Genomic DNA, 26,864 nt, shown 5'->3' with positions numbered 1-26,864 from the left:
CCACTTTCCTTCCACAACTGTAGCCCCTCCGGGGTAAGGAGCAATATGTCGGCAACATCCTCAGGCCCGGCCGGCGCCGGAACCGGCACGCCTGCGCGGCGGCCGGGGGTCGTGCTCGCGGTCATCCTGGTCACCCAGCTGATGGTCATCCTCGACGGCACCGTGGTGAACATCGCGATGCCGCACATCCAGCAGGCATTGCACTTCAGCCCGTCGAGCCTGTCGTGGGTGCAGAACGCCTACGCGCTCGCGTTCGGCGGCCTGCTGCTGCTCGGCGCCCGCGCCGGCGACCTGCTCGGCCGCCGCCGGGTGTTCATCACCGGTATCAGTGTCTTCACCCTCGCCTCGCTGCTCGGCGGCCTCGCCCCGAACGCCGAGCTGCTGCTCGCCGCACGCGTCCTGCAGGGCATCGGCGGCGCCATCGCCGCGCCGGCCGCCCTGACGCTGCTGATGCTCACGTACCGCGAAGGTCCCGAGCGGATGAAGGCGCTCGGCTACTACAGCCTCGTCTCCTCCGGCGGCGGCAGCGTCGGGCTGGTGCTCGGCGGCATGCTGACCGACTGGGTGTCGTGGCGCTGGGGCCTGTTCATCAACGTCCCGATCGGTATCGCCCTGGTCTTCGCGGCCCGTCGCGTGCTGACCGAGACCGCGCCGGAGACCGGCCGGTTCGACGTGGCCGGTGCGCTCACCTCGACGCTCGGCATCACCTCGCTGGTGTACGGGTTCATCCGGGTCGCCGAGGCCGGCTGGTCGTCGGCGGAGGTCCTGGTCGCGTTCGCGGCCGGCGTCGTGCTGCTGGCCTCGTTCGTCCTGATCGAGCGCCGGGTGAGCCACCCGATCGTGCCGTTGAGGTTGTTCAAGTCCGCTCAGCGGTCGGCGTCGTACCTCACCATGCTGCTCGTGGTCGGGACGATGTTCGGGATGTTCTTCTTCCTGACGCAGTACCTGCAGGGCGTGCTCGCGCTGAGCCCGCTGACGGCCGGTCTGGCGTTCCTGCCGCTCACCGGTCTGCTGTTCACCGCGTCGCGCGTCGTACCGAAGCTGGTCGCCCGGATCGACGGGGCGAAGCTGCTGGTGGCCGGGTCCACCCTGGTCACGCTCGGCACGATCTGGCTGACCCGGCTGGACGCGCACAGCACCTACCTGCACGACGTGGTCGGCCCGATGCTGCTGTTCGGAGCGGGCGCCGGGATGATCTTCATCCCGCTCGTCGGCCGCGCCATCTCGGGTGTCGCGCCGGAGGACTCGGGCGCCGCGTCCGGCATGCTGAACGTGGTCCAGCAGGTCGGCGGCGCGCTCGGCCTGGGCATCCTGGTGACCATCTTCGGTACGGCGAGCCGCAACTCGACGGCGACCGCACCGCGGGAGGTCCTGGTCCACGGCGTGCACGCCGCGTTCGTCGGAGCGCTCGTCTACGCGGCCGTGAGCCTGGCGATGATCGTGTTCACGGTCCGGCCGTGGACGTGGTTCCGCAGCGAGCCGGAGCCGGTCGAGGCCCCGGTCGTCGCGGACTCACACGTCTGACGGAAGGGGCAGCGCGTAGTCGGTGAACTTCTTGTGAGTGGTGAAGCCGAGGTTCTCGTACAGGCCGAGCGCACCGGTCGGGTTGTCGGCGTCGACGCCGAGACCGGCCCGCTGGTAGCCGGCCTGTGCGCCCTCGGCGAGCACCTTCGCGATGGTCGCCCGCGCCAGCCCGCGGCCACGGTACGCGCGCCGCGTGCCGACCTGGCCGACGTACAGCTCGCGGACGCCGGTCGCCTCGGTGTCCGCCTCCCACTCGTAGCAGTTCACGTATGCCGCGACGGTGTCGCCGTCCAGCACGAGGTACGACTGCCCGCCGCGGAACGCCCGCGAACCGATCGACCGTGACCGCCACATCTCCGGAGTCGGCGGCGTCCAGCCCCAGTGGTCGGAGAACGCCTCGAAGTGCGCCAGCCGCAGGGCCTCGTCGTACGACGGGTCGTATCCCGTCAGCCGGAGCCCGTCGGCGACCGACGCCGCCGGCACCGGCTGGTCGAGCGGGCGCCGCATGTCGAAGAAGAACCGCTCGGGCTCGAAGCCCAGCCCTTCGAACAAGCTGGTCGCGCTGACGTTGTCGCTGCTGGTGCCGGCGCCGACCACGCCGGGCGCCTCCGGGTGGGTGGCGGCGTGCAGCTCGCCGGCGCGCTGGATCAGCCAGCGCATCAGCGCCGTCCCCAGGCCGCGCCGGCGCAGTTCGGGATCGATGGTGCCTTCGGTCCGCACCCGGTCGACGTCCACCACCGACGTCGGGACGTGCACGATGCCGTAGCCGATCATCCGGCCGTCGGCCCACAGGCCGATGCTCTCCCGGCTCATGTCCCGGTTCGGACGGTCCAGATGCTCGGCCAGGTCCTCCGCGGAGAAGTTCTCGCCCTCCTGGTCGGCCTTCTCCTTGGCAGCCAGCAACACCGCCCACGCCTCGACGTCACCCTTGTCGATCGGGCGCGCCGCGATCCCCTCCGGCCAGTTCATGGCTCGACGGTACGACGTCCGCCGGGCGACGGCACGCCAATTAGCCGAGCTGCTCGGCGAGCCAGCGCACCGCCATCGGGTAGCGGTACTCGATCCCGCCGTGGGTGCCCTCGAACAACTCGAAGTGGATCCGCTCGTCCGCGAGACCGGCCTCGCGGGCGGCCCGATGGAACGCGGTGGCGCCGAGATCCAGGTAGTACTCGTCCTGCCGGCCGGCGTCGATCCAGACCGCGCGCAACGAGCGTAGCGCCTCGGCGTACTGCGGCTCCTTCACCATCTCGACCGGGTCGCGGGACAGCCAGCGCGCCCAGATGTCCGGGATGATCGCCCCGAGGTCGTCGAACGGCATCAGCACCGTGCCGTCAGGCTCGGCGGAGTACGCCGACGCATAGCCGTACATCTCCAGCAGGTGCAGGTCCTCGTTGGTGGTCCGGCCGGTCTTGGTCGCCAGCACCTCGAAGTACTTCTCGTAGCTGCCGTCGTACTTGTCCCGCAGCGTCCGCGCCCGCTCCGGGAACTCGGGCCGGTAGCAGACGTCGAAGAGCGCGTCACCGGCGTGCGTCGCGAGCGCCCCGAACACGTCCGGGCGCAGCAGCGGCGTCACCATCGCGGTGTAGCCGCCGCTCGACTTGCCGGTGACGGCGCGGTGGTCGCGGTCGGGGATCGTCCGGTATGTCGCGTCGACCCACGGCACGATCTCGTCGCACAGGTACGACTGGTACTGCCCGGTGCCGGGGGAATCGAGGCACTGGCTGCCGCCGTACTTCGTCCACGAGTCGACGAACACGACGACGGCGCGCGGCACGCTCTCGTCGGAGAACATCGCGTCCAGCAGCTCCGGGTACGGCTGCCGGAACGGGACCCGGTTGAACCACATGCCGACGTGGCCGGTGTAGCCCATCGTCACGTAGATCGCCGGGTACCGCTCGCCCGCGTTGTGCGGGTCGTCGTACCCCGGCGGCAGGTAGACCAGCACCGGACGCTCGTGCGGATCGCCCAGCGGGTTCCCGCGGAGCAGCTCACTCGTGTACGTCGTCTGGTCCAGACGTCCCTTGAACTCGGCCGACCACGGCAGCATCGGTCCTCCACTCACATCGCATCGGGGGCCTCGATTCCCAGCAGGCCGAGTCCATCCTGCAACACCTTCCGGGTCGCGGTGCAGAGGGCGATCCGGCTTGCTCTGGTCTCGCCTTCACTGCTCAGCACCGGGCACTGCTCGTAGAACACCGAGAGCGCCGAGGCGACGTCGTACAGATAGGTGCAGAGTCTGTGCGGCTGGAGCGTCTCGGCGACCTGTTCGACAACCGCGCCGAAGCCGGTGAGGAGGAGAGCGAGCCGCTGCTCGGCCGGGTCCTTCAGCTCGGTGACCTCACCTGATGCGTCTGCTTTGGAGAGCAGTCTGGTGAGCCGGGCGTGGGCGTACTGCAGGTACGGGCCGGTGTTGCCGGTCATCGCGACCATCCGGTCCAGGTCGAACACGTAGTCGTTGCCCCGGTCGCTCGACAGGTCGGCGTACTTGACCGCGCCGATGCCGACGGCCCTTGCGGTCGTGGCCCGGTCGACGCCCTCCCGTCCGTCCAGCAGTGCGTCGGCCCGGGCGACCGCGCTCTCGAGCAGGTCGACGAGCTTGACCGTGCCGCCTTCTCTTGTTTTGAAGGGCTTTCCGTTCGGTCCGAGGACGGTGCCGAACGAGACGTGCTCTGCGGGTACGTCGAGCCAGTGGGCGGTTCTCGCGAGGGTGAAGATCATGTCGAAATGCAGGGCCTGCCGGTGGTCGACGACGTAGACGATCCGGTCCGCCTTCAGGGTGCTCACCCGGTGACGTACGGCGGCGAGGTCCGTTGCGCTGTAACCGAATCCGCCGTCGGACTTCCGGACGATCACCGGAAGCGGATCGCCGTCCCGGCCCTGGAACCCGGGGAGAAACGCGCACAGGGCGCCGTCGGACTCGGTCAGCAGACCCTGCTGCTCCAGGTCGCTGACGACGTGCGGGAGGTCGTCGTTGTAGGCGCTCTCGCCGACGACGTCCTGTCTGGTCAGTGCGGAACCCAGCAACGCGTAGACCTGGTCGAAGTCGTCGAGGGACACGTCGACCATGTGCCGCCACATCGTCCGCGTCTCCGGATCACCCGACTGCAGCGCGACGACCCGCAGCCGCGACCTGTCGGCGAAGGCGTCGTCGCCGTCGAAGTGCTTCCGGCTCCGCTCGTACAGTTGCTGCAATCCCTGCAGATCAAGGGATTGCGCGGTGATCCCCTCGTCGAGCAACTGCTCGATCATCATCCCGTACTGCGTGCCCCAGTCGCCGACATGGTTCTGCCGGATCACGTCGTACCCGACGAACTCGAGCACCTTGCACAGCGCGTCGCCGATCACCGTCGACCGGAGATGGCCGACGTGCATCTGCTTCGCGACGTTCGGCTGCGAGTAGTCGACGACGACCCGCCGGCCGTTGCTGCCGAACGTCTCGGGCTCGTTGACCGCCTTGGCGAGCGTCTCGGGCAGCAACGTCAGATTGATGAATCCAGGTCCGGCGATCTGCGGCGGCCAGCAGAGATCGTCGAGTTGCAGCTCGGCGATCAGCCGCTCGGCGACCGACCGCGGCGGCAGGCCGAGGGCGTTGCCGATCCGCAGCGCGACATTGCTCTGGTAATGCCCGAACTCGGGCTTGGTCGCCGACCGCAACTCCGGGTCGTACGGCGTACCGAAGGCGGCCGCGGCGGCAGCGGACAGTCTCGTGGACAGGACAGGCAGAACTGCGGACATGACGTGGTCCTTCACCGAAGATGACGCGACTGGAACAGGCTGAGGTGTTCAGACAGTGCGTCGTCGTCGCAGGCTGAAGCGCACACGCAAGGTGTGGACAGGCTTCAGGCTGATCGACATGTCAGCCATTATGCACGAAGTACGCCGAGGGGGCCGGGGACCGGTCGGCCAACGGCGTGACCGCCGGGAGCTCGAGCTCGCCCAGGAACACCCGCCGGACGACGCGTTCGGCAGCGCGGCCGTCGTCGAACTCGCAGAACTTCTCCCGGAACAGGTGCCGGTGCTTGGCCGCCTCGGGCGCCGCGAACGTGCCGTTGCGCAGCGCGGTGAACAACTCCTCGGCGGAGCGCGCGACAACGCCGGGCGGGAACTCGGCGACATCGAAGTACGTGTCGGTCCGGTCGTCATTGAGGAGCAGGATCGGCCGGTCGAGATTGGCATAGTCGAAGATGATCGACGAGTGGTCCGAGACCAGGACGTCAGCCGCCAGCATCAGGTCCTCGGCCCGCGCCTGCTCCTCGATGCCGAGCACGCGGGTGTGCTCGCCGGCCGCGGTCGCCAGCCGGTCCGAATCAAGGCGCTCGTCGGACGCCGGCGCGTAGAGGATCACCAGGTGCGAGTCGTCGTACCCCAGTCCGGCGCGGATCGCGCGGACCTCGTCGAGCGTCGCGGTCAGCAGCCGGTCGTTGCGCGGGTAGCCGTACTCGAGCTCCTCGAAGTACGAGGGGTAGATGCGCTCCCAAATCTCCGAGGAGTACCGGTTCGAGGACAGGTTGAAGTCCCAGCGGTCGACCGCGCGCATCAGGTCGTCCTTGCCCTCCACGGACAACGCCACAGTCGTCAGCGGCGTACCGTGCTGGGTCTGCAGGTGCACCTGGCCCTGGCGCTTGTCCAGGTCCTTCGGCCAGTTCGCGTCGCTGACGAAGTACGTCGCCTTTCCGAGCAGCTTCTCGTACGCCGGGGAGTCCGCGACGACGTACTCGACGCCCTCCGGGATCGCGCCGACGTGCTCCTCGTCGACGACCCAGACCCCGCGCAGCTGCGGCGCGAGCTCGGCCGCCTTCTCGCAGATCGCACGCGGATTGCCGGCGTACTGCGTGCACCCGCCCGCGGCGTACGCGACCAGGTTCGGATCGAGCTTGCCGCGGCGCAGCAGCTTGCCGACCCGCTTGCGCGGGCTCGGGGCGTGCAGCATCCGCGCGCTCAGCTTCAGCGTCGAGTAGGTCGCGTAGTCGTCGTGGATCAGCAGCCAGCGCTTGAACCCGCGGGCCGTCCGGTCGGTGCTGTAGCCCTCGGGCTTCCACCGCTTGGCGAACGCGTGGGCAGCGTGGAAGAACTCGGCCCGGTCCTCGGTGTCGATCCGCTCGGGCTTGGCGAGCACGGCGAGGATGTGATCCAGCGACCGGTCGAAGGCGAACCGGCGCCAGCCGGCCAGGTCCGGGTCGGACTGGATGAACGCGTGCACCCGGTCGTACTGGTCGAAGATGTCCCACTGGCGGCGGCCGCTGGTGGCGTGGATGTTGCCGCCGGTCCGGTGCTGCCGATAGTGCACGACGACCCGGTCCAGGGTCGCGATCCGCTCGGCGGTGAGCATCGTCGAGTAGGTCCACGGCGCGTCCTCGTAGAAGCCGCTGGTGAACGCGAAACCGTGCCGGGTCAGGAACTCCCGCCGGTGCGCCTTGTTCCAGACCACCTCGAGAAAGGTCAGGAAGATCGGCCGCTCGGCCGCCGTGAACACCCCGGCGCCCTCGCGCGCGAACGCATCGTGCCGCTGGCTGCCGAGCACCCGGCCGTCCCAGTAGATCCGCTCGTAGTCGAACATCACGATGTCCGGTTGCCGCGCGTTGTCGATCCGGGTCGCGATCGCTTCCAGGGAGCCGGGCAGGTACTCGTCGTCGGCGTCCAGGAAGAGCACGTACTCGCCGCGGCACTCCTTCAGGCCGGCGTTGCGGGCCGGGCCGAGGCCGATGTTCTCCTCCAGGTGCAGCGCCCGGACCCGCGGGTCGGCGGCGGCGTACTCGTCCAGGATCCGTCCGGAGCCGTCCGGGTCCGCGTCGTCGACCCCGATCACCTCGAAATCGGTGAACGACTGACCGAGCACCGAGTCCAGGCACGGCCGCAACCACGCCCGCGAGCCATGGCAGGGGACCACGATGCTGAACCTGGGGACGGTGCCGAGCGCCATGCCTAGTCATCCTAGGGTGCAGGTATGAGTGTTGACGTGTTCGAGCCGTTGGGTGGTCTGGAGGGGGTCGGGTCGGCGGCCCGGGCGGCCCGGGACGCGGTCGACGTCCTGCTCCGGGACCGGGGTCTGCGCCGGGTCGGTTCGGACATGACCGCGGAGGCGCTGCTGCGTGGGGCGCACGCGTCCGCCGCGCTGGCCGGCAGTACGGCGACACCGGACGACGTACGCCGGGGCACCGCCGACGGACTGGCCTCCGGCGCGGTCCGGCTGACCGGCGAACTGATGACGCTTGCTCCGCAGTTGGACAAGGCCCCGGTGCAGGTCTGGACCAGACTGCACCAGTTGGCCGCGGCCGATCTGCTCCCCGAAGACCAGTTGGGTCATCTCCGGACCAGTGCGGAACCCGTACCCGACGATATTCCCGGACTGCCGCCGGCCCCCGGCGCCGACGAGATGTGGGAGCGGTTGAGCGCTCTCGCGCAGAGTCTCACCCGTCCGACGAAGGCGCCCGGCCTGGTCGTCGCGGCGATCGTGCACGCCGAACTCGCCGTGCTGCGCCCGTTCCCGGCGGCGAACGGACTGGTCGCCCGGGCCGCCGAGCGCTGCCTGTTGGTTGCCCGGGGCATCGACCCGGTCGCGGTCACGGTCCCTGAGGGTGGTCACTATGTGTTGCGAGCCAGCTATGCGTCCGGCCTCACCGACTACACAGCGCGAGGACTGACGGGTGTTCGTGATTGGCTGCTGCGGTCCTGCGAGGTCGTGACAAAAGGTGCCGAGCTGTCGCCGCTCGCCTCCTGAGCGCGTCCCCGGATGCTCGGCCGAACGTGCGAACGGCGCTCTCGTGGGAGAACGCCGTCGCTGGCACGTTGCCCTGGTTACCATGCGTGCACCGGTTTGCCGCCACAGGACTGGCCTGGGTCGCGCTGCCCGTTTGGGATGGGCTGGTCGCCGCGTGGGTACCTGAGTTTCCGTGCAATCTCTACCGGACCCGAAGGTCCTTTGTTGATTCCTTTGTACTCCTGAAACCCCTTTCTGGGAAGGGGATGCGGCGTGCTTCATGGAGTTGAGAAGTATGAAGCGCGCTTCAGCTCTCAGCTCGCCCGGGACCGGCGGCGGGAGGCCAGCAGCAGCGCCCCGGCGGCGATCGCGGCGACCACCGCGGCCGCCAGCGCGGGTCGCCGTACGCCCTGGAATCCGATCCGCTCGGCCGGCTCGGCGAACTCCAGGATCGGCCAGCCGCGCTCGACCGCGACCCGGCGCAACGCCTTGTCCGGGTTGACCGCGTACGGGTGCCCGACGGCGGCCAGCAGGGGCTCGTCGGTGATCGAGTCCGAGTACCCGTAGGACGCGGCCAGGTCGTAACCCTCTGCCGCGGCCAGCGCCTGGATCGCGGTCGCCTTGTACGGACCGTACGCATACTCGGCGATCTCGCCGGTGTACTTGCCGTCAGCAACTACCATCCGGGTCGCGATCACCCGGTCGGCGCCGAGCATCGCGCCGATCGGCTCCACCACCTCGGCGCCCGACGACGACACGATCACCACGTCCCGGCCGGCCGCGTGGTGCTGCTCGATCAGCTCCACCGCCTCGCTGTGGATCATCGGCCGGACGATGTGGTCCAGGGTGTCGGCGACGATCGCTTTCACCGTCGACACGTCCCAGCCGGTGCACATCGCGGAGATGTACTCCCGCATCCGCTCCATCTGGTCGTGGTCCGCGCCGCCGAGCAGGTAGACGAACTGGGCGTAGGCGCTGCGCAGCACGGTCCGCCGGTTGATCAGGCCGCCGGCGTAGAACGGCCGCGAGAAGGCCAGCGTGCTCGAGCGAGCCAGAATGGTCTTGTCCAGATCGAAGAATGCCGCCGATCGAGCCGTCCCAGGGTGCGCCATGGAGTCGAGGATAGAGATCGGAGCGAAACGCCGGGGGACCCGGGCTTTTGCGTGGGCCGGTATCCCGTTAGACTGGTGAGCAGTGTGACAGTGACACTGGCTGGAAGCGCCTGATCGGGTGGGTCCAGCGCCTGGGTGACACATAATCGGTTGAAATCGAACTGAGATGTGTGAGGCCCGGTCCAGGGGGTACATACCCTCTGACAGTGGCAGACTGTCGCCTCCTGAACGGCCCCCGGCTCCTCCCCCCGAGCCCGTGGCCGAAGACGGCCCCCGGTCACCCCCCCGCCGGGGGCCGTCGCCTTTCCCGGCTCAGCCAAGTAACCGTAAAGATTCTCGTTTTTCTGCGCGTGGGAGCGTTCTCACTTTATGCAGGGTCTTGACAATGTAATTGCGCGGTCACAGGTTGTAAGGCATGAAACCGCCTGCACACCGCCCCCAGGCAGCGGTCGTCATCAGCCTGCTCGTCGTAGTCATGGCCTTCCTGGTCCCCGGTCCCGCCTCCGCGGCCACCAACCTCGTCACGAACGCCGGCTTCGAGTCCGGCACACTCTCCGGCTGGTCGTGCCCGGCCGGCAGCGTCACGACGACCGCCCCACACTCCGGCTCGTACGCGCTGTCGGCCACCCCGAGCGGGAGCGACATCGCCCGGTGCTCGCAGTCGATAGCAGTCCAGCCCAATACGGCGTACACGCTCTCGGCGTGGGTCAAGGGCTCGAACGTCTACCTCGGAGTGGACGGTGGTCCTTCGACGTGGACCACCAGTTCCGGCTGGAGCCAGCTGACGGTGCCGTTCACCACTGGCGCCTCCAGCTCCGTCACGATCTACGTCCACAGTTGGTACGCGCTGCCGGCGTACCAGGTCGATGACGTCGTACTGGACGGGCCCGGCGGGACGCAGGACACCACGCCGCCGTCGACGCCGGCTGGCCTGTCGGTCGGCAGTCCGACCTCGAGCTCGCTGAAGCTGACCTGGTCCGCGGCGACCGACGCGAGCGGCATCGACCACTACGACGTCGTCCGCGGTACCGGGGCGGCGCAGAGCGTCGGCAACGTGACCACCTGGACCGCTACCGGGCTGAGCGCCTCCACCACGTACTCGTTCAAGGTGCGGGCGTGTGACCCGAGCGGCAACTGCTCGGCGTACGGCGCTGCGGTGTCCGGCACGACCTCCGAGGGCGGCACCAACCCGCCCGCTGCCCTCCCGGCCCATGTCCTCACTGGGTACTGGCAGAACTTCAACAACGGCGCGACGGTGCAGAAGATCTCCGACGTGCCGGCGGCGTACGACCTGATCGCGGTCGCCTTCGCGGACGCCGATCCGTCGAAGCCGGGCGGCATCACGTTCACGCTGGACAGCGCCGGGCTCGGCGGGTACACGGTCGCGCAGTTCAAGGCGGATATCGCCGCGAAGCAGGCGGCCGGGAAGAAGGTCATCCTGTCCGTCGGCGGCCAGAACGGCACCATCTCGGTGGCGGATCCGACGGCCGCGGCCAACTTCGCGTCGAGCGCGCTCTCGGTGCTGCGGACCTACGGGTTCGACGGGATCGACATCGACCTGGAGAACGGCGTCAACGCGCAGTACATGGGTCAGGCGCTGCACAGCCTGCAGAGCCAGTTCGGCAGCGGGCTGGTGATCACCATGGCGCCGCAGACGATCGACATGCAGAGCACGTCGTTCGAGTACTTCAAGCTCGCGCTGGCGATCAAGGACATCCTGACCATCGTCAACGTGCAGTACTACAACTCCGGCTCGATGAACGGCTGCGACGGCCAGGTGTACTCGCAGGGCTCGGTCGACTTCATCACCGCCCAGGCCTGCATCATGCTGCAGGGCGGGCTCCGTCCCGACCAGGTCGGTCTCGGCCTGCCGGCGTCGTCCAGGGCGGCCGGGAGCGGGTACGTCGCGCCGTCGGTCGTCAACAACGCACTGGACTGCCTGACCAAGGGCACCGGGTGCGGCAACTACAAGCCGAGCACTCCCTGGCCGTCGCTGCGCGGCGCGATGACTTGGTCGACCAACTGGGACGCGTCGAACGGCAACCAGTTCGCGACCCAGGTCGGCGGCCACGTGCACTCGCTGCCCTGATCATGCACAACTATCGACCGACTCCGTTGCTGGAGGCGCTCGGTGTCTGCTCGGAGGACGAGCAGCTCTACCGGGCGCTTCTGGCCCGCCCGGAGTCCACTGCGACCGAGCTGGCCTCGTACGTCGGCTGGCCGGCCAACCGCGTCGGCCGGCACCTGAAGTCACTGCTGTCCCTCGGCCTGGCGTCCCGTACGCCAGGCCGTCCGGCCAGATACCTGCCCGCCGTACCGGAGGCCGCGGTCGAGCTGCTCGCGCTCCGGAAGCAGGCGGCGATCGTCGAGGCGCGACTGGGCGCTGCGGTGCTGACGGCCGAGTTCCGGCAGCCGGACGCGTTCACGGTCATCCGTGGCGCCGAGGCGATCGCCCAGCGCTTCTATCAGGCGCAGCAGTGTGCGCAGGACGAGGTGCTCGTGCTGGACCGCGTGCCGTACGTCGCGGTCCCGCGCGGGATCACCTACCGAGCGATCTACGACATGGACTCACTGTCCCAGCCGGGCGACCTGGCGGCCGCTCGCTCGTCCGGCTGCTGCCGGATGCTGCGCGACGTACCGCTGAAGCTGGTCGCCGTCGACCGCCGTACCGCTTTGCTGCCGACTGCTCAGGACGTCGTGGTGGAGCTCGGTCAGTCAAGCCTGCTGGACGCCCTGCTGCGCCTCTTCGACCTGCTGTGGCAGCAAGCCAGCCCGCTGACGCCGTCAGTGTCCTCGGATGGTCCGTTGACCTCGGAGGACCAGCAGCTGCTCTCGCTGGCCGCTGCCGGCCTGACGGATCAAGCCATCGCCCGCCGACTGGGGGTTGCCCAACGCACAGTAGAACGCCGCATGCAGCGCATCCTGAAGGCGCTGGATGCGACCACACGCTTCCAGGCAGGACTCCGAGCAGGCCAGCAAGGACTGCTGGTCTAATCGGTCACGTCAGCCACGGTGGCGTTGAGAGCCTTGGCGAGTGCCACGGCGTCGACGGTGATCCCGACGCCGTGGTCACCGCCGCCGATCGAGATTGTGCCGGTGATCCGCTCGTCGGCGATCACCGGCCAGGCGTGCGTGCTCCCGAGCGGCGTGATCGTCCCGCGGACGTAGCCGGTGACGTCGAACGCGGTGTCCTTGTCCGGCATCGAGATCCGGTTCACGCCGAGCAGCGTGCGCAGCTTCGGCCACGCGATCTCCCGGTCGCCCGGCACCAGCACGAACCGGTAGTCGTCGTCGGACAGCCGGACGACGATCGTCTTGATCAGCCGCGCCGGCTCGATCCCGCGGGCCGCCGCGGCCTCCTCCAGCGAGTTCACCCGGCCGTGCCTGGTTACCTCGTAGGCGAGTCCCAACTGGTCGGCAGCATCCGTGGCTCTGGTCACCGGATCAGTTTTGCACCCGGCTGGGAACGTTCCGGAGCAGGCCGGCGAGGATCAACGTGACGAGGAACAGCGCCCCTGCCTCCCCGGCGACTCCGGTCCACCCAGCGTGGCTCCACGCCGTACCGGCCAGGCCGCCGAAGACCGAGGACCCCAGGTAGAACGCGAAGAGGTACATGCTCGACGCCTGCCCCGTTCCGACTCCGCTCGCGTGCGCCCTCGCCGGGACCCAGCCGCTGGCCACGCCGTGCACCGCGAAGAAGCCCGCAGTCATCACAGCCAGCCCCAGGATGATGAGCGGTAGCGGCGCGGCCAGGGTGATCGCCACGCCGGCCAGAGTGATCAGACACCCGACCGGCACCACCTTGCGCCTGCCGTAGCGATCCGCCAACGTTCCGGCCGTGGCTGACCCGGCTGAGCCGAGCAGATAGACACAGAACACCAGCCCGGCCGCGCCGGCGCTCAGCGCGTACGGCGAGCCGGACAGGCGGAAGACCGCTCCGTTGTAGACGGCCACGAACGCGCCCACCGCCGTCGCAGCGATCCCGTAGAGCGCCAGCAACGCCGGGTCCCGCAGTACGCGGAAGAGGTCATGTGGTCGCGCAGCGGTCGGGTGGAAGTTCCGTGAGGCCGGCAGCAGCAGCCACACGACACCGGCGCAGAGTACGCCGACCAGGGCGATCCCGCCGGTCGCGAAGCGCCATCCGCCGAGGTCGGACAACCCGCCGGCGATGAGACGTCCCGCCATACCGCCGACCGCCGTACCGGCGATATAGAGGCCGCTGGCGCGTGCGTGGCTGTCTTGGTGCACCTCTTCCCGCAGATACGCCATGGCAACGGCTGGAAGGCCGGCCATCGCGATTCCCTGCAGACCCCGCAAGGCCAGCAACAGGTGCCAGGTCGGCGCGAATGCGCTGAGCAGCGCGAAGACCGACGTCGCGGCGACCGACCAGCGCATCAGGTTGGTCCGTCCGAGGACCTCGGATGCCGGACCGGCGATCAGCAACGCCAACCCCAGACCGAACGTCGCGAACGAGACGCTGAAGGCGCTCTGGCTGGGGGAGACATGGAAGGCGTCGACGAGCTCCGGCAGCAGCGGTTGCGTGCTGTAGAGCAGTGCGAACGTCGCCAGACCGGCCGCGAACAGTGCGACGGAGAGCTTGCGGTACTCCGGGTCGCCGGGCAGGTACCCGGTCTGGTGGGCGACGGACTGGTGCATGTCTTCGACGGTCGCACGGGATTTCCGATACGTAAAATGTCGATCTCGACAGCAATCGATACAATTTCGGTATGCATGTCGAGGATCTGCGCTGGTTCGCCGTACTCGCGGAGACCGAGCACCTGACCGAGGCGGCCGCCGCGCTGGGCACCAGTCAGCCGAACCTCTCCCGGTCGCTGCAACGGGTCGAGCGCGCGTTCGGCGTACCGCTGTTCGAGCGGGAGCGTCGCGGCGTACGGCTCAATCCGTACGGCCGCCTCGTGCTCGATGCCGCACGGGCCGGAGTCACAGCGGTCGACACGGCGAAGCGACAGATCGACGCTCTGCTCGATCCGGAGTCCGGCACCGTGCGGCTGGCGTTTCTGCACTCGGTCGCGACCAGCTTGATGCCTGACCTGCTGAAGGCCTTCCGGGCAGTGGCTCCGCGCGTCGAGTTCCAGTTGCGGCAGGAGCCCGCGCACGACATCGTCCAGGACCTGGAGACGGGTGAGGCGGAGATCGCGATCGTTGCGCCGCGGCCGGACCCGTCACGCTTCGGGTGGCATCTCCTCGAGCGGCAGCGGCTCTGTCTGCACGTACCGCCCGGGCATGCGCTGGCGTCCCGGCACCGGGTGGAGCTGGAGGCGGCGCGGGACGAGGCGTTCGTCGGGCTGCAGCCGGGCTTCGGTTTCCGGCGGGTGACCGACCGGCTGTGTCGTGAGGCGGGGTTCAGCCCGCAGTTGGCGTTCGAGGCGACCGACCTCGCGACGATCGACAGTTTGGTCGGTGCCGGGCTCGGTGTGGCGATCCTGCCGGCCGGTGCGGTGCGCGGGAACGACAGCGGGGCGGTGTCCGTGCCGCTGGCCGGCGTACGGTCGCGACGGGAGATCGGGATGTCGTGGCGGCTGAGCGCGCCGTTGACCCCGGCCGCGGAGCGATTCCGGGCGTTCGTACGGTCCCGTCCGGCGACGACGAGTTGACTGTGACTTCCGTAGCCTTCGTTCCATTTTCTCGCTGTCGACTTGCAGAGAGAGGGCTTTCCCCCGCACCCTTACGTGCGTGAGGAAGCGTCTGGGTTCGTTCCGGCCGAGTCGCCGGCTGCTGTTCGCGGCCGGGACCGCGGCGGCTGCGTCGACGGTTGCCGCCGGCACGGCCGAGGCCACTCCGGGCTCCCCGGCGGCAGCCACCGCCGGACTGCTCTCACTCGGCGCCTACGGCTCCGGCGTGCTCGGCGCCTGGGAGCGCCAGGCGCGCGCGATCTCGAACGAAGGACAGATCCGCCGCACCCGGGAGACCGACGGCGTCTTCATGTTCGGCGACAGCATCGGCGTGCAGGACGGCCCGGCGCTCGCCCGGCAGCTGAACCAGCTCGGCATCACCATCGCCGTCCACAACTGGGCCGGCCGCCCGGTGACGCCGGCTGTCGACGCGCTGGACACCTGGGCGCAGGAGTACGGCCTGCCGCACCGGATCCTGATGTCGGTCGGGTCCAACGACATCTTCACGCCGCCGGCGGTCGAGGCGCAGGTCGACCGGACCATGAGCATCGTCGGCGACGAGCGGATCGTCTACTGGGTCAACGTGCAGGCGGCTCGTACCGCGCACGGCCCGGACGTGAAGGTCGCCGACCAGCGCAACAGCGCCTGGATCAACCTGCAGCTCGCCGACGCGCAGCGGCGCTACGACAACCTGCGAATCGTGCACTGGGCCGAGCACCTGGCCTCCAGCCCGAACCGGCTGGCCCGGCTGCTCCGCGACGGTCTGCACCCGTCGGTCCCGCTCGGGCAGAACGCCCGCAACGGCCTGATCATCGAGGCGATCAAGGCCGGCTGAGTGCGGCCTGCCGGCCGCACTCAGCCTCGAGGTCAGAAGCCTGCCGTGATGCGGGTGAAGTCCCAGTCACCCTGGGCGATGCCGCTGCAGTTGGACACCACGCCGCCGCCGGCGCAGCCGCGGTCGCGGTTGACCGACCAGAACGCCAGCCGGCTGAGCCCGTTGCTCTTCGCCCAGTTGGTGATGTTCTGCCAGGTCGCGGTGGTGGTCATCTCCTGCTGGTCGGACAGACCGTTCATGCCGGAGATGCCCTGGTGCGCGTAGGCCTGCGCCGTGGTCCAGCCGAAGACGGACTTCAGCTTGTTGTTCAGCCCCTGGGACGCGCCGACCGTGTCGTTGTAGATGTTCGAGCTGCCGAAGTCGAACGGCATCAGCGTGAAGACGTCGATGTTCGCGCCGAGCGCCGCGGACCGCTCGATGAGGCGGTTGCCCCAGTAGTTCGGGCCGGTCGTCGACGTACCGAAGGTCAGGATCGTCGTGATGCCGGGGTTGTTCTGCTTGACGATCTTCAGCGCGTTCAGGATGCGGTCCTGGACGACCTCGCTCTCGAACTCGTCGGAGTTCTCGATGTCGACGTCGATCGCCTTGAGGCCGTACGCGTTGATGACCTGCTGGTACGCGCCGGCCAGCGCCTCGGGCGTGCTGCAGTTCGGGCCGAGCTTGTTCCCGCTCCAGCCGCCGATCGACGGCACGATGTCGCCGCCGGCGGCGCGGATCTGGGCGATCGCGTTGGCGTCGGCGCTGCCCTGCAGCGGGCGGCTGCCGTCCCAGGCCGGGTTGCAGCCGCCGGACGACAGGATGAATGCCATCGTGAACCACTTGATGCCGGTCGCGTTCATCACCGTCGCCGGGTTCGGCGGGTCGCCCCAGCCCATGTACAGGTACGGCGCGGCCTGCTTGGTTCCGGTGTTTCCGCCGCCGGTGCCGGTCTTGACCGAGATGGTGCCGCTCTTCGGTCCCTCACCGGCGCTGTTCGACGCGCTGACCTGGTAGCTGTACGTCGTGTTCGCGGTCAGTCCCGAGTCCGTGTATGACGTACCCGTCGGGCTGCCGACCTTCGTACCGTTGCGGTAGACGTTGTAGCTGGTCGCACCCGACGCGGCTGACCACGTGAGGCTCACCGACGACGCTGTCGACGTACCGGACAGACCTGTGGGTGCGGCCGGGACCGTGCCGCCACCGCCACCCGAGCACGAGCCGCCGTTCAGCCGGCAGGCGGCGAGGCCGGGAAAGTTGCCCGGGCTGCCGTTGAAGCCGAAGCTTGCAGTTGCGCCTGGGGCGAGCGGTCCGGCCCAGCTGGGCGGGGTGAACGTGTGCGTCTGGCCGCTGCTGGTGTGGTTGGCGTCCCAGGTGGAGCTGACCGTGTAGCCGGACGGGAAGTCCAGTGCGACCGACCAGGTGCTGAGAGAGCTCGTGGTGCCGTTGGTGATGGTCACCTTGCCTTCGAAGCCAGTGCCCCAGTCGGAGACTTTGGTGAAGGTGGCAGTGACACCTGCCGCGTTGGCTGCCTGTGCGGTCAGCAGAGCGATGACCACCGCGGTGATGGCCGCGATCGCCAGAGAGATGCGTTTCATGATGCTCCGATCAGTGGGTGGTACGTGATCAGACCCGTCCCCACAGTGCGGGGACGTTCGGCGGCTCCCAGCCGGTCAGGGACGTGTGGCCCTGGATGCACTTGTAGGTGACACCGGCGTAGGTCACGAGCGCACCGGTTGCGTACGCCGTGTTGGGCGCCCACGGAGTGGCTGTGCTTGGGGGAGTCGTCGGGGGCGTGGTGGGCGGTGTCGTGGGCGGAGTTGTGGGCGGGGTGGTCGGCGGCGTCGTGGGAGGCGTCGTCGGCGGGGTGGTGGTTGGCGGGCCGCTGCAGCCGGCGGTGTCGGCGTTGACCGCGTCTACCACGTTGTTGAAGAGGGTGACGTTCGGGTCGAGTGCCTCGAGCGAATACATCATTGCGCCGGCCAGTCCGTTGCAGTGCTGGTAGTCGGCCTTGGCCTTGATCGACTGGGCGTTGTCACCGGACCAGAACGTGCCGTTGCTGTAGAACCACGACGACTTGGTGGTGTCGTCGAAGTACGTCGCCGAGGGGTTGTCGACGAAGCCGGTGAGCTCCTTGTAGAACGAGACGCCCGGCACGTTGCCGCTCAGCGCGTGCCCGTCGGCCGGTCCGGTCGCGGTCTGATACTTGCCGTTCGCGGTGGCCGGGACACCCTTCCATCCCCTGTAGTAGAAGGGATATCCGATGCTCAGCTTGTTCGCCGGGAACCCGCCCGGGATGCCGTACGCCGCGTCGCCGGTCGTCCAGGCCTTCACCGCGGAGTCGATCGAGTACTTGCCCTGACCCGGCGGGATCGGGTTGCTCGGATCGTTCGGAGCCGTGTACAGCGGGTCCTGGAAGTTCGTCGGCCCGGTGGCCTCCCAGCCGCCGTGCATGTCGTACGTCATCACGTTGTTGTAGTCGAGGTACTGCCCGATCTTGTTCGTCTCGATCGTGGCGATCTTGTCCTGGCCGGCCGGCGTTGCGGCGGTCAAGTAGTACCGCTTCCCGGTCTGGCCGCCGTACGCGTCGAGCTGCGCGCGGAACTCGGCCAGCAACAGCGTGAAGTTCTGCTTGTCGGCCGGGCTGTAGTGGTTGCCGACGTGGCCGTTCGGCGAGCCCGGGTACTCCCAGTCGATGTCGACGCCGTCGAAGATGCCGGCCGCCGAACCGGGACCGCCGAAGCCGTCGATGACCGGCAGGTCGCCCTTGAGGAACATGTTCACGCAGGAGCTGACGAAAGCCTTGCGCTTGGCGTCGGTGGAGGCCGCGTCGGAGAAGTACTTCGAGTACGTCCAGCCGCCGATCGAGATCAGGATCTTCAGGTTCGGGTACTTCGCCTTGAGCTTCTTGAGCTGATTGAAGTTGCCCTGGATCGGCTGGTTCCACACGTCGCCGACACCGTCGACGCTGATGTCCGCGCCGTACGACTTGCCGTAGTCGGCGAACGCATCACCCGCGCCGTCACCGGCGTTGGGGTTGTTCTCGTCCTGCGACGCGGCCTTGTTGGCCATGAAGCAGGTGTGGTTGACCGGGTCGATGTTGGCGAACGCGTAGTTCAGGAAGTCGAGCTTCGCGCCGACCCCGGTGGTGACCATGTTCTTCGGGTAGAAGCCGTTGGCGTAGATCCCCCACTGGGTGAAGTACGCCGTCTTGACGCCGCCGCTGGTCGCCTGTGGCGCCGCGGTGGCTGCGTCGGCCGTCGTGGCGTCCGGACTCGCGAGCGAGACGCCGGCGGCGGTGATCAGGGCGGTGGCCGCGACGGCGGCCGTGGCGGCGAGCGTGCGTAATCGACTCATCAGGTTCCTCCGGAGCGATGGGACGGAAGCGGTCCGGTGAAATTTAGTTAAAGACGCTTCGAAAGGAACCGTAACCGTTCCCGGCGGGTTGGTCGCGGGCTCGTCGTGGCGGGTTCCCGCTGCTGACGGAAACCCGACAACCCTTTGTCCACAGGGATCCGGTGACGTTCCCGGAAGCCGCCGGACAACGGCATGTTCTAGGTATGGACACGAACTCACCACCCCCATCGGTGCTGATGGCAACCACCAACGAGACCCTGCTCGACGACCTTCTCCGGCTGGCCGCGGCCGCATCCGTCACGCCCTTGGTCGAGGCGCACCTGCCCGGCCTGCGACGCAGTTGGCACACCTGCTCGCTGGTCGTCGTCGGCCGCGACCTCGCCGAGCCGCTGGCCCGCGTCCAGCCCGCGCACCGGCCCGGGGTCGTCGTGGTCGGCTCGACTGCGGACGGCGACGACCTCTACCGGTGCGCGTTCGACGTCGGTGCCGATGCCGTCTGCCGATTGCCCGACGACGAACCGCTGCTGGCCGGCAAGCTGTCCGACACCTTGGACGGTGGCACTCGCGCCGCTGTCACCCTGGCGTTCGTCGGCGGCTGCGGGGGAGCGGGGTCGACCACTCTCGCTGCCGCGGTGGCCGTCCTCGGCAACCGACGCGGCCTCCGGACGATGCTGATCGACGGCGATCCGCTCGGCGGCGGGATCGAGCTCGCCCTCGGTATCGAGCGCGACCCGGGCGACCGCTGGCCCAAACTGCTGAACGCAGCAGGCAGGATCAGTGCGGCCGCGCTTCGCTCCGCACTCCCTTCGGTCGACGGCCTGTCGGTCCTGTCGTGGGACCGGTCCGACGTCACAGTCCTGCCCCCGGACACGATGAGCTCGGTCATCGGCGCTGCCCAGCGCAGCACCGATCTGGTCGTCCTCGACCTGCCTCGCCGCGCGGATCCGGCTGTCGAGGAAGGCTTCGTCCGCTCCACCGCCACCCTGCTCGTCGTGCCGTGCGACGTCCGTTCGGTCGCCGCCGCCAAGCGTCTCGCGGGCCCGCTCCGGGCCGTTGCCGGTGACCTCCGCGTGGTCGCGCGCGACTCCCGCCCCGGTCCCTCCGCTGCCGATGTCGCGGCTCACCTCGAGTTGCCATTGGCAACCAAGCTCGGAGTCGACCGCAGCCTTCCTGCCGCGATGGACGACGGCCACTTTCCACTCCACGCCCGAAGCCCGCTGACTCGCGCCGCCGACGCCCTGCTGGACCTGTTCACTCCACCTGATCCGTCCGTCCTGACCAGGCAGGTGCCCACATGACCACGGCAGTTGTGCCCGCAGACCTACTCGACCGCGTCCGCGGCACTCTCGCACTCACCGGCGCGGAGCCGACGCCCGTTCACGTCGCGGCAGCCCTCCGCGCCGACGGCACCGTCTGCGGCGACTCCATGGTCCTCGCGGTTGTCACCGCCCTCCGCCGGGAGGCCCTCGGCGCCGGACCGCTCGACAGCCTGCTCGCCGAGCCCGGTGTGACCGACATCCTCGTCAACGGCCCGGACGAGGTCTACATCGACCGCGGCCGCGGACTCGAGTTCGTCGCGATCCGCACCGGCGACGAGCCGGCCATCCGCCGCCTCGCCACCCGCCTCGCCGCCGCGGCCGGCCGCCGCCTCGACGACTCCACGCCGTACGTCGATGTGCGCCTCGCCGACGGCACCCGCTTCCACGCCGTCCTCGCCCCGGTCGCCGCGCCAGGCACGTGCCTGTCCCTCCGCGTCCCGTCACGCAAGGTCTTCACCCTCGACGACCTGGTAGCCGCCGGTGCCCTCCCGCAAGCAGGCGCCGCAATCCTCCAGGACCTGCTCGACTCCCGCCTGGCCTTCCTCATCAGCGGCGGCACCGGCACCGGCAAGACCACACTGCTCAATTCCCTGCTGTCCTTGGCGAATCCCGCCGAACGCCTCGTCCTGGTCGAGGACGCCAACGAACTCCGCCCCGACCACCCGCACGTGGTCCGCCTGGAAGCCCGCCCACCCAACATCGAAGGCACTGGCGAGATCTCCCTCCGCGACCTGGTCCGCCAAGCCCTCCGCATGCGCCCCGACCGCCTGGTCGTCGGCGAGGTCCGAGGCCCCGAAGTAGTAGACCTCCTGACCGCCCTCAACACCGGCCACGAAGGCGGCTGCGGCACCATCCACGCCAACTCCGCCGCCGACGTCCCCGCCCGGCTGGAAGCCCTAGGCGCCCTGGCAGGCCTAACCCCCTCCGCCATCCACAGCCAAGCAGCCTCAGCCCTACACGCGGTAATCCACCTAACCCGATCCCCCAACGGCCACCGCCGAATCACCGAGATCCACACCCTCACCAAACCCCCCAACGCCCCCTTAACCACCCACCCCGCGGTCACCTTCCACCCCAACAACACCCTCACCCTCCACCCCCCATCCCACCGCTTCACCAACAAACCCCCAAGAACCCCACCCCCCGCTCCCACACCCGCCACCCACTCGGCACTCACACCTACCCCCACCTCCGCTCCCACACCCGCCACCCGCTCAGCACTCACGCCAACCCCCAGCCCGGCGCCCACTCCTACCACCGCCTCTCCCGTCACGCCTGCCAACGGCATAGCTCTGACACCCGGCACAGCTCTGACACCCGGCACAGCTCTGACACCCGGCACAGCTCTGACGCCCGGTGCAGCTCTCACGCCCGCACCCGGTGCAGCCCGCATGCCCGCCGCCGACGCTGTTCCCCCGCCCGCCACCGGCGCCCTTCCCGCTCCCACCTCTGGCCCCGGCCCCGGGTATGCCGCCGACACCGCTCCCACGCCTGCTGCCGGCTCGGGTTTCACGCCTACTTCCGGCTCGCCTCTCACCCCCGCACCCGGCTCCGCTCTCACACCTGCCGCCGATGCCGTTCCCGCTCCCGCACCCAGCCAGTTCCCCGCGCCCGCACCCGTCCCGGTCCCAATGCCAGCCCCCGGCTCCGTTCCCACGCCCGCTGCCGGTGCCGCATGACCTCAGCTCTCGTCGCCGCCATCCTGGCCTTCCTCACCTGCGCCCTCGCTCTGCCACCCCGCCCACCAGGCCTCCACCGTCTGACAACCCGCACCACGCCACCCGCCCGGCGACCACCCACCCAAGCAAACCCCCACCCCCAATCGCCCCACGCTCAATTGCCAGGCATCCAACCGACCAGCCTCGAACCGACCGCCCTCCGCCCGCCGAGCCGCCACCTCCGATCCCGCCTGCCCCGAGCCTGGCTCCTCGCCCCACCAACCGCCCTGGCAACCGCCCTCTTCGGCCCCCAAGCCCTCGTCTCAACCCTCGCGATCGCCGTCATCCTGGCCTTGATAGCCAACCAACGCGCCCACCATCAACAGCAGAAACTCATCGCAACCCGCCGCACCACCATCATCGAAGCCCTCGACGTACTCGCCGCCGACCTAACAGCCGGCCGCCCACCCATAGCCGCCCTGGAAGGCGCCGCCTCCATCAGCCCAGACTTCGAATTCGCCCACGCCGCAGCCAAACTCGGTGCCGATGTCCCCACTGCCCTTACCCGAGCAGCCACCACCCCCGGCGCCTCCAGCCTCCGAGCCTTAGCCGCAGCGTGGCGCGTCACCGAACAATCCGGCGCCGCCTTCGCCACCCTCACCGAACGCCTCGCCGACTCCCTCCGCGCGGACGAATCCATCCACCGCCAAACCCAATCCAGCCTCGCCGGCGCCCGCTCCACCGCCCGAATCCTCGCCATCCTCCCGGCCTTCGGCATAACCATCGGCTACCTCCTGGGCGCCGACCCCCTCACCTTCCTAACCACCACCCCACCAGGCTGGCTCTGCCTACTAACAGGCCTCGCCCTAACCACCACCGGCCTCCACTGGACCACCCGAATCTCCACCCCGCACCCCTGACCCGCGCCCCCACCACCCCATTGCCGTGCGCCAACCCCACCTGACCTACGGCGTTCCCACCCCACCTGGCCAACTCCCGCCGCTTCGCCTCACTGAGCGCAGTCGCACCCCACCCGGCCTCCAGCACCGGCACTGCACCTCGCCTGCTTCCGCCGCCCTCCGATATTCACCTCACCCAAGCATTCCCTGCCCAACTCACTCCCGCTCCCTCGAGACCTCGCATGCCCCACATCCTGGCCGCCGCAACGGCTGTTGCCATAAGCATCTATCTCCTGACCCCACCCCACCCCAACCTCCGCCGCCTAACCCCACCCCGCCCCCGATCCCGCCCCCAACCCCCGCGATCCCACCGCCTGGCCGCAGCCGGCGCGGCCTTAGCCGCCCTCACCATCCTCGGCCTCCCGTGGGGCCTAATCCCAAGCGCAATCGCGTACTACGCCATCCCCCGAGCCCTGTCCCGCCTCGAACCAGCCACCACCAGACAACGCAACGCCCGCATAGCCCACGACCTCCCCCTCGCGATCGACCTCCTGACCGCCTGCCTCCGAGTCGGCCGCTCACCCCAACAAGCCCTCGCTCTCGTAGCCGAAGCCCTACCCGGCCCCCTGGCCGACGTCTTCACGAAGATCGCCCACCACCTGGCATTGGGCGCCGACCCAACCACCGCCTGGTCCCATCTACGAGCCGAACCATCCTGCGCCCCGATGGCTCGAGCCATCTCCCGCTCACTCCGCTCCGGCGCCCCACTGTCCAAAACCCTCGACCACCTAGCGGACGAAACCCGCCGCGCCCATCACCACCTCGCCGACCAACAAGCGCGAGCCGCAGAATCCCGCGCCACGCTGCCCCTTGGCCTGTGCTTCCTCCCCGCCTTCGTCCTCCTCTCCATCGTCCCCACAATCGCCGACGCCCTCATCCCGTACCTCCTCCACCCCTGACCACACCACCCGTATCCACAACCCAAAACTCCCTTGAAAAAAGGACATCCAACAACGGCACCTTTACCAACGACCCCACGCACCACCCCCAGCCCGCTCCCGCAGGAGGCCCAAATGCCCAAGGCAACAGCAGCCACCAGCAACCGCCCCCATCCCACCGCTCCCCAAGCCCTAAAAGCTGATCCGGAGCTCGAGCTCGATGCGCCGAAGAGCGCTCCCGTCTGGGTCGGCGATCACGCCCGCAGCCGCACCCGCCGCGAAGGCACCTCTCGCGAAGAGGTCTGCCGACTCCCCGCCAAGTCGATCCGACGCCTCCACGGCAACCCCATCCACCATCTCCGACCCCACGCAGAACGCGGGGCCATCACAGCCGAGTACGCCGTAGCCATCGTCGCCGCCTGCGGCCTCGGCGGCGTACTGGTCGCCCTCCTCAGGTCCCCAGCGATGCAAGGCGCCCTCAAAGCCATCATCAACTACGGCCTGAAGATCGCCGGCGTAGAAGGCGTACACATCTAACTCAACCGAGCCCACCCGCCGGACGTTCAGTCACCCACCGAGCAGGACCTTCCTAACCCGAGCTCGGCAACGCGCGCTCAACAGCCAGCCCGTCAAACGGCCAACCGCCCAGCCCTAGCAAGCCATCTCACCAACGCGTTCCACCCTCGATCCGGCGGCCGGTCGATGCCCCCCTCCTCGACCGGCCGCCACCCCAAGGAGTCTCATGCCCCACCACCCAGACTCTTCCACCCCAGCCGCAGCCAAATCCGCGGCAGCCCACCCCGACCGCGCCACCCGCGCAAGCCGCGCAAGCCGCGCCACCCGCGCCACCCGCGCCACCCGCGCCGACAGTGCCACCCGGGCCATCCGCGCCGACGGTGCCAGCTTGGCCTATCGCGCCGACCGCGCCGATCGTGGCGACTGTGTTAGCAGTGCCGACCGGGCCAATTGCGCCGACCCTGCCAGTTGCGCCGACCGTGCCAGCCGTGCCGACGGGGCCGACGGGGCCGATGGGGCCGGCGGGGCCGGCGTTGGCAGATGCGTTGACCGGGTCAGGCGGGTGGTCCTGTTCGATCGCGTCACTTGGTTCAGCTACACCGTCGACCGCGTTGATGGGCCCACGCCTGCTCAGCGCGATGGCTGTGGCGACGGTGGTGGCGGGACTGACGGGAGCGGAGGCGGAGAGCGCGCGGCGGTTGGCGGGTCTAGGGCTCGTCCAATGGGTGAGGCGAAGCCTGGCGGATTGCGGCGGCGGGGTGAGCGGGGAGCGGTGACGGCCGAGATGGCGTTGGTGCTGCCGGTGTTGGTTTCGGTTCTGTTGTTGGGGATCTGGTCCATCGGACTGGTCGTGCTGAACATCAGATGCATCGATGCTGCCCGCGACGTCGCCCGGGCGGTCGCGCGTGGCGAGCCGGTCGATCAGGCGAAAGCGATCGGACGCCGTACCGTTCCGACAGGCACGTTCGTCATCACTCGCGAGGCATCAGACATCAAAGTGGTAGTCACTGCCGTGCCCGCACATGCCCCGCCGTTGCTCGGTGTCTTCTCTCCCGCGAGCCTCACAGCAACTGCCATGCTGCAAGCGGAGCCGGAGACGCCATGACCCGCTCCGAACGAGGCAGCGCCACGCTTCACACCCTGTTCGCAGTCGTACTCCTCTGCACAGTGCTCGCCGCGGCGGTCCTCTGGACGGCCATCTCCACCGCCCGCCACAAACTCACCGCGGCGGCCGACATGACCGCGCTGAGCGCCGCTGATTCTCTCGATGCGTCCGACCCCGTCGATGCGACTGGTCAGGCCGATCCGGGCGAGCAGAAACCCACGGGCACCAGACCGCCTGCAACGCCTTGCGCGACAGCAGAGCGAACAGCCGCGCTCAACAAGGTGCAGCTGACCGCGTGCTTGGTCTCGTCCGACGCGGTGACTGTTGAGGTGTCGCTGCGGTTGGACCTCCGAATAGCACGTCCAACTCTGAGCACGGCCGCGCGAGCCGGCCCGGTCTGATGTCGCCTCGTCAACCACTCGTCGTGCGGCCGGTCCTCCGGTGATCGCGATCTGGTCGCAATCTGGTAGAGATGCCGCGTTGATGTGGACGACGTACGGACCGGCGCTCCATGATCGGGAACCGAGTACTGCTCATGTTCCCGGACGTACTTCCCCGGCGCCCGGATGCTACCTCGGAGGCTCGTTTGCCCGACCCGATTCGGCTGCTGCTGGTTGACGACCAGATCCTCAGCCGAGGCTTGCTTCGCAGCGGTCTGGAGCGTGAGCGCGATCTGAAGATCGTTGCCGAGCTCAACCGATCTGACGACGTCGTGGGTGCCGCCAAACGGCATCGGGCGAACGTCGCGCTGCTCGACGCGGCCGGTCCGGGCAACGACAGCATCACTGTGACCACCAAGTTGCGTACGTCGATGCCGGAGTGCCGGGTCGTCATGCTCACGACGTACGGGCGGCCGGTGCACATGCGCCGCGGGCTGGATGCCGGTGCGAAAGGATTCGCGTTGAAGGGCAGTCCGGTACCGCAGTTGGCGGATGCGGTACGGCGGGTGCACCTGGGCCTCCGGGTGGTCGACGCGAACCTCGCGGCCGACAACCTCCGGTACTCCGAAACTCCGCTCAACGCTGACGAGACAGACACTCTTCGCGCGGCGCGGGACGGTGGATCGGTCGCGCTGATGGCACAGAAGCTCGACGTGTCCGAGCGTGTCGTCCGTACCCGACTGTGGTCGGCGATCGGCAAGACTGGTGCGCACACTCGATCCGACGCGGTCGAGATCGCGGAACGGAACGGCTGGCTTCTTGACTAGGGCGTGTCTGCTAAATCGTCGGGGTTGGGTGGTTGATGCTTGTTCGGTGCTGCGTTCGGGTGTGATTTCTGATGAGTTGTGGGCGGTG

At 68.9% G+C, this 26,864-nt stretch carries 22 protein-coding genes; 13 read left to right on the top strand and 9 right to left on the bottom strand.

Annotated elements, in window-relative coordinates; genetic code table 11:
• Positions 1-45 precede the first annotated feature (45 nt).
• A complete protein-coding gene (locus tag AB0I12_RS40460) occupies positions 46-1,524 on the top strand; it encodes an MFS transporter (RefSeq protein ID WP_359941111.1) in 1,479 nt (492 codons plus the stop codon).
• Here the strand turns inward: AB0I12_RS40460 and AB0I12_RS40455 are convergent.
• The 4 genes from AB0I12_RS40455 to AB0I12_RS40440 all read right to left on the bottom strand — a co-directional run bounded on the left by AB0I12_RS40455 (position 1,513) and on the right by AB0I12_RS40440 (position 7,444).
• Entirely contained in the window at positions 1,513-2,493 is a 981-nt protein-coding gene (locus tag AB0I12_RS40455; RefSeq protein ID WP_359941108.1) for a GNAT family N-acetyltransferase, read from the bottom strand. The two genes, AB0I12_RS40460 and AB0I12_RS40455, sit on opposite strands and share 12 nt — an antisense overlap.
• A gap of 40 nt (positions 2,494-2,533) precedes the next feature.
• On the bottom strand, positions 2,534-3,571 hold the full coding sequence (locus AB0I12_RS40450) for an alpha/beta hydrolase-fold protein (protein WP_359941105.1): 1,038 nt from the start codon (positions 3,569-3,571) through the stop codon (positions 2,534-2,536).
• An 11-nt stretch (positions 3,572-3,582) separates the two neighbouring features.
• Positions 3,583-5,247, bottom strand: a complete 1,665-nt coding sequence (gene argS, locus AB0I12_RS40445; RefSeq protein ID WP_359941392.1) for an arginine--tRNA ligase — start codon at positions 5,245-5,247, stop codon at positions 3,583-3,585.
• Positions 5,248-5,380: 133 nt separating this feature from the next.
• Positions 5,381-7,444: a CDP-glycerol glycerophosphotransferase family protein gene (locus AB0I12_RS40440; RefSeq protein ID WP_359941102.1), complete on the bottom strand. Its 2,064-nt coding sequence runs from the start codon at positions 7,442-7,444 to the stop codon at positions 5,381-5,383.
• Between the two features lie 24 nt (positions 7,445-7,468).
• Between AB0I12_RS40440 and AB0I12_RS40435 the strand changes: the two genes are divergently transcribed.
• Positions 7,469-8,242, top strand: a complete 774-nt coding sequence (locus AB0I12_RS40435; RefSeq protein WP_359941099.1) for a cell filamentation protein Fic — start codon at positions 7,469-7,471, stop codon at positions 8,240-8,242.
• 293 nt (positions 8,243-8,535) lie between these two features.
• Here AB0I12_RS40435 and AB0I12_RS40430 read toward each other — a convergent pair whose 3' ends face one another.
• The gene (locus AB0I12_RS40430; protein ID WP_359941096.1) at positions 8,536-9,333 is read right to left on the bottom strand and encodes an HAD-IB family hydrolase; all 798 of its coding nucleotides are present in this window, start codon (positions 9,331-9,333) and stop codon (positions 8,536-8,538) included.
• A 415-nt stretch (positions 9,334-9,748) separates the two neighbouring features.
• On the opposite strand from AB0I12_RS40430, the gene AB0I12_RS40425 reads away from it, so the two are divergent.
• Complete coding sequence (locus AB0I12_RS40425; RefSeq protein WP_359941093.1) at positions 9,749-11,422, top strand: glycoside hydrolase family 18 protein; 1,674 nt, start codon at positions 9,749-9,751, stop codon at positions 11,420-11,422.
• A 2-nt stretch (positions 11,423-11,424) separates the two neighbouring features.
• The gene (locus AB0I12_RS40420) at positions 11,425-12,327 is read left to right on the top strand and encodes a helix-turn-helix domain-containing protein (protein ID WP_359941091.1); all 903 of its coding nucleotides are present in this window, start codon (positions 11,425-11,427) and stop codon (positions 12,325-12,327) included.
• On the opposite strand, the gene AB0I12_RS40415 is transcribed toward AB0I12_RS40420, so the two are convergent.
• Both AB0I12_RS40415 and AB0I12_RS40410 read right to left on the bottom strand, forming a co-directional pair.
• Positions 12,324-12,773, bottom strand: coding sequence for a YbaK/EbsC family protein (locus tag AB0I12_RS40415; protein ID WP_359941088.1), 450 nt, complete (start codon positions 12,771-12,773; stop codon positions 12,324-12,326). The two genes, AB0I12_RS40420 and AB0I12_RS40415, sit on opposite strands and share 4 nt — an antisense overlap.
• A gap of 4 nt (positions 12,774-12,777) precedes the next feature.
• The gene (locus tag AB0I12_RS40410; protein ID WP_359941085.1) at positions 12,778-13,989 is read right to left on the bottom strand and encodes an MFS transporter; all 1,212 of its coding nucleotides are present in this window, start codon (positions 13,987-13,989) and stop codon (positions 12,778-12,780) included.
• Between the two features lie 71 nt (positions 13,990-14,060).
• Here AB0I12_RS40410 and AB0I12_RS40405 point away from each other — a divergent pair, with 71 nt between their 5' ends.
• A complete protein-coding gene (locus tag AB0I12_RS40405) occupies positions 14,061-14,948 on the top strand; it encodes a LysR family transcriptional regulator (RefSeq protein ID WP_359941082.1) in 888 nt (295 codons plus the stop codon).
• Positions 14,949-15,027: 79 nt separating this feature from the next.
• The gene (locus AB0I12_RS40400; RefSeq protein ID WP_359941079.1) at positions 15,028-15,801 is read left to right on the top strand and encodes a hypothetical protein; all 774 of its coding nucleotides are present in this window, start codon (positions 15,028-15,030) and stop codon (positions 15,799-15,801) included.
• Positions 15,802-15,833: 32 nt separating this feature from the next.
• On the opposite strand, the gene AB0I12_RS40395 is transcribed toward AB0I12_RS40400, so the two are convergent.
• Positions 15,834-17,375, bottom strand: a complete 1,542-nt coding sequence (locus AB0I12_RS40395) for a cellulose binding domain-containing protein (protein WP_359941076.1) — start codon at positions 17,373-17,375, stop codon at positions 15,834-15,836.
• A gap of 28 nt (positions 17,376-17,403) precedes the next feature.
• Positions 17,404-19,134: a glycosyl hydrolase family 18 protein gene (locus tag AB0I12_RS40390; protein WP_359941074.1), complete on the bottom strand. Its 1,731-nt coding sequence runs from the start codon at positions 19,132-19,134 to the stop codon at positions 17,404-17,406.
• A gap of 203 nt (positions 19,135-19,337) precedes the next feature.
• Between AB0I12_RS40390 and ssd the strand changes: the two genes are divergently transcribed.
• From ssd to AB0I12_RS40355, 7 genes are all read left to right on the top strand, one after another.
• On the top strand, positions 19,338-20,432 hold the full coding sequence (gene ssd / locus AB0I12_RS40385) for a septum site-determining protein Ssd (protein WP_359941071.1): 1,095 nt from the start codon (positions 19,338-19,340) through the stop codon (positions 20,430-20,432).
• The gene (locus tag AB0I12_RS40380; protein WP_359941068.1) at positions 20,429-22,132 is read left to right on the top strand and encodes a TadA family conjugal transfer-associated ATPase; all 1,704 of its coding nucleotides are present in this window, start codon (positions 20,429-20,431) and stop codon (positions 22,130-22,132) included. The genes ssd and AB0I12_RS40380 overlap by 4 nt, the downstream gene beginning before the upstream one ends.
• Before the next feature lie 332 nt (positions 22,133-22,464).
• Positions 22,465-23,031, top strand: a complete 567-nt coding sequence (locus tag AB0I12_RS40375; RefSeq protein WP_359941065.1) for a type II secretion system F family protein — start codon at positions 22,465-22,467, stop codon at positions 23,029-23,031.
• 221 nt (positions 23,032-23,252) lie between these two features.
• On the top strand, positions 23,253-23,969 hold the full coding sequence (locus tag AB0I12_RS40370) for a type II secretion system F family protein (RefSeq protein ID WP_359941062.1): 717 nt from the start codon (positions 23,253-23,255) through the stop codon (positions 23,967-23,969).
• A 114-nt stretch (positions 23,970-24,083) separates the two neighbouring features.
• Positions 24,084-24,485: a DUF4244 domain-containing protein gene (locus tag AB0I12_RS40365; protein ID WP_359941059.1), complete on the top strand. Its 402-nt coding sequence runs from the start codon at positions 24,084-24,086 to the stop codon at positions 24,483-24,485.
• A gap of 700 nt (positions 24,486-25,185) precedes the next feature.
• A complete protein-coding gene (locus tag AB0I12_RS40360) occupies positions 25,186-25,569 on the top strand; it encodes a TadE family type IV pilus minor pilin (RefSeq protein ID WP_359941056.1) in 384 nt (127 codons plus the stop codon).
• Between the two features lie 586 nt (positions 25,570-26,155).
• Positions 26,156-26,776 carry a response regulator transcription factor gene (locus tag AB0I12_RS40355; protein WP_359941054.1) on the top strand — a complete coding sequence of 207 codons (621 nt, stop codon included), beginning with the start codon at positions 26,156-26,158 and terminating at the stop codon, positions 26,774-26,776.
• Positions 26,777-26,864 lie beyond the last annotated feature (88 nt).

The sequence above is a fragment of the Kribbella sp. NPDC050459 genome (genome assembly GCF_040655315.1).
GTDB lineage: Bacteria > Actinomycetota > Actinomycetes > Propionibacteriales > Kribbellaceae > Kribbella.
The sequence above is the reverse complement of the archived record's forward strand: the minus strand, read 5'-3'. Positions and strand labels throughout refer to the sequence as shown.

Excerpts from the sequence above, each read along its gene's own strand:
- AB0I12_RS40460 (WP_359941111.1), top strand. The coding sequence starts at position 46 with ATGTCGGCAACATCCTCAGGCCCGGCCGGCGCCGGAACCGGCACGCCT.
- AB0I12_RS40455 (WP_359941108.1), bottom strand. The coding sequence starts at position 2,493 with ATGAACTGGCCGGAGGGGATCGCGGCGCGCCCGATCGACAAGGGTGAC.
- AB0I12_RS40450 (WP_359941105.1), bottom strand. The coding sequence starts at position 3,571 with ATGCTGCCGTGGTCGGCCGAGTTCAAGGGACGTCTGGACCAGACGACG.
- AB0I12_RS40440 (WP_359941102.1), bottom strand. The coding sequence starts at position 7,444 with ATGGCGCTCGGCACCGTCCCCAGGTTCAGCATCGTGGTCCCCTGCCAT.
- AB0I12_RS40435 (WP_359941099.1), top strand. The coding sequence starts at position 7,469 with ATGAGTGTTGACGTGTTCGAGCCGTTGGGTGGTCTGGAGGGGGTCGGG.
- AB0I12_RS40430 (WP_359941096.1), bottom strand. The coding sequence starts at position 9,333 with ATGGCGCACCCTGGGACGGCTCGATCGGCGGCATTCTTCGATCTGGAC.
- AB0I12_RS40425 (WP_359941093.1), top strand. The coding sequence starts at position 9,749 with ATGAAACCGCCTGCACACCGCCCCCAGGCAGCGGTCGTCATCAGCCTG.
- AB0I12_RS40420 (WP_359941091.1), top strand. The coding sequence starts at position 11,425 with ATGCACAACTATCGACCGACTCCGTTGCTGGAGGCGCTCGGTGTCTGC.
- AB0I12_RS40410 (WP_359941085.1), bottom strand. The coding sequence starts at position 13,989 with ATGCACCAGTCCGTCGCCCACCAGACCGGGTACCTGCCCGGCGACCCG.
- AB0I12_RS40405 (WP_359941082.1), top strand. The coding sequence starts at position 14,061 with ATGCATGTCGAGGATCTGCGCTGGTTCGCCGTACTCGCGGAGACCGAG.
- AB0I12_RS40395 (WP_359941076.1), bottom strand. The coding sequence starts at position 17,375 with ATGAAACGCATCTCTCTGGCGATCGCGGCCATCACCGCGGTGGTCATC.
- AB0I12_RS40390 (WP_359941074.1), bottom strand. The coding sequence starts at position 19,134 with ATGAGTCGATTACGCACGCTCGCCGCCACGGCCGCCGTCGCGGCCACC.
- ssd (WP_359941071.1), top strand. The coding sequence starts at position 19,338 with ATGGACACGAACTCACCACCCCCATCGGTGCTGATGGCAACCACCAAC.
- AB0I12_RS40380 (WP_359941068.1), top strand. The coding sequence starts at position 20,429 with ATGACCACGGCAGTTGTGCCCGCAGACCTACTCGACCGCGTCCGCGGC.
- AB0I12_RS40370 (WP_359941062.1), top strand. The coding sequence starts at position 23,253 with ATGCCCCACATCCTGGCCGCCGCAACGGCTGTTGCCATAAGCATCTAT.
- AB0I12_RS40365 (WP_359941059.1), top strand. The coding sequence starts at position 24,084 with ATGCCCAAGGCAACAGCAGCCACCAGCAACCGCCCCCATCCCACCGCT.
- AB0I12_RS40360 (WP_359941056.1), top strand. The coding sequence starts at position 25,186 with ATGGGTGAGGCGAAGCCTGGCGGATTGCGGCGGCGGGGTGAGCGGGGA.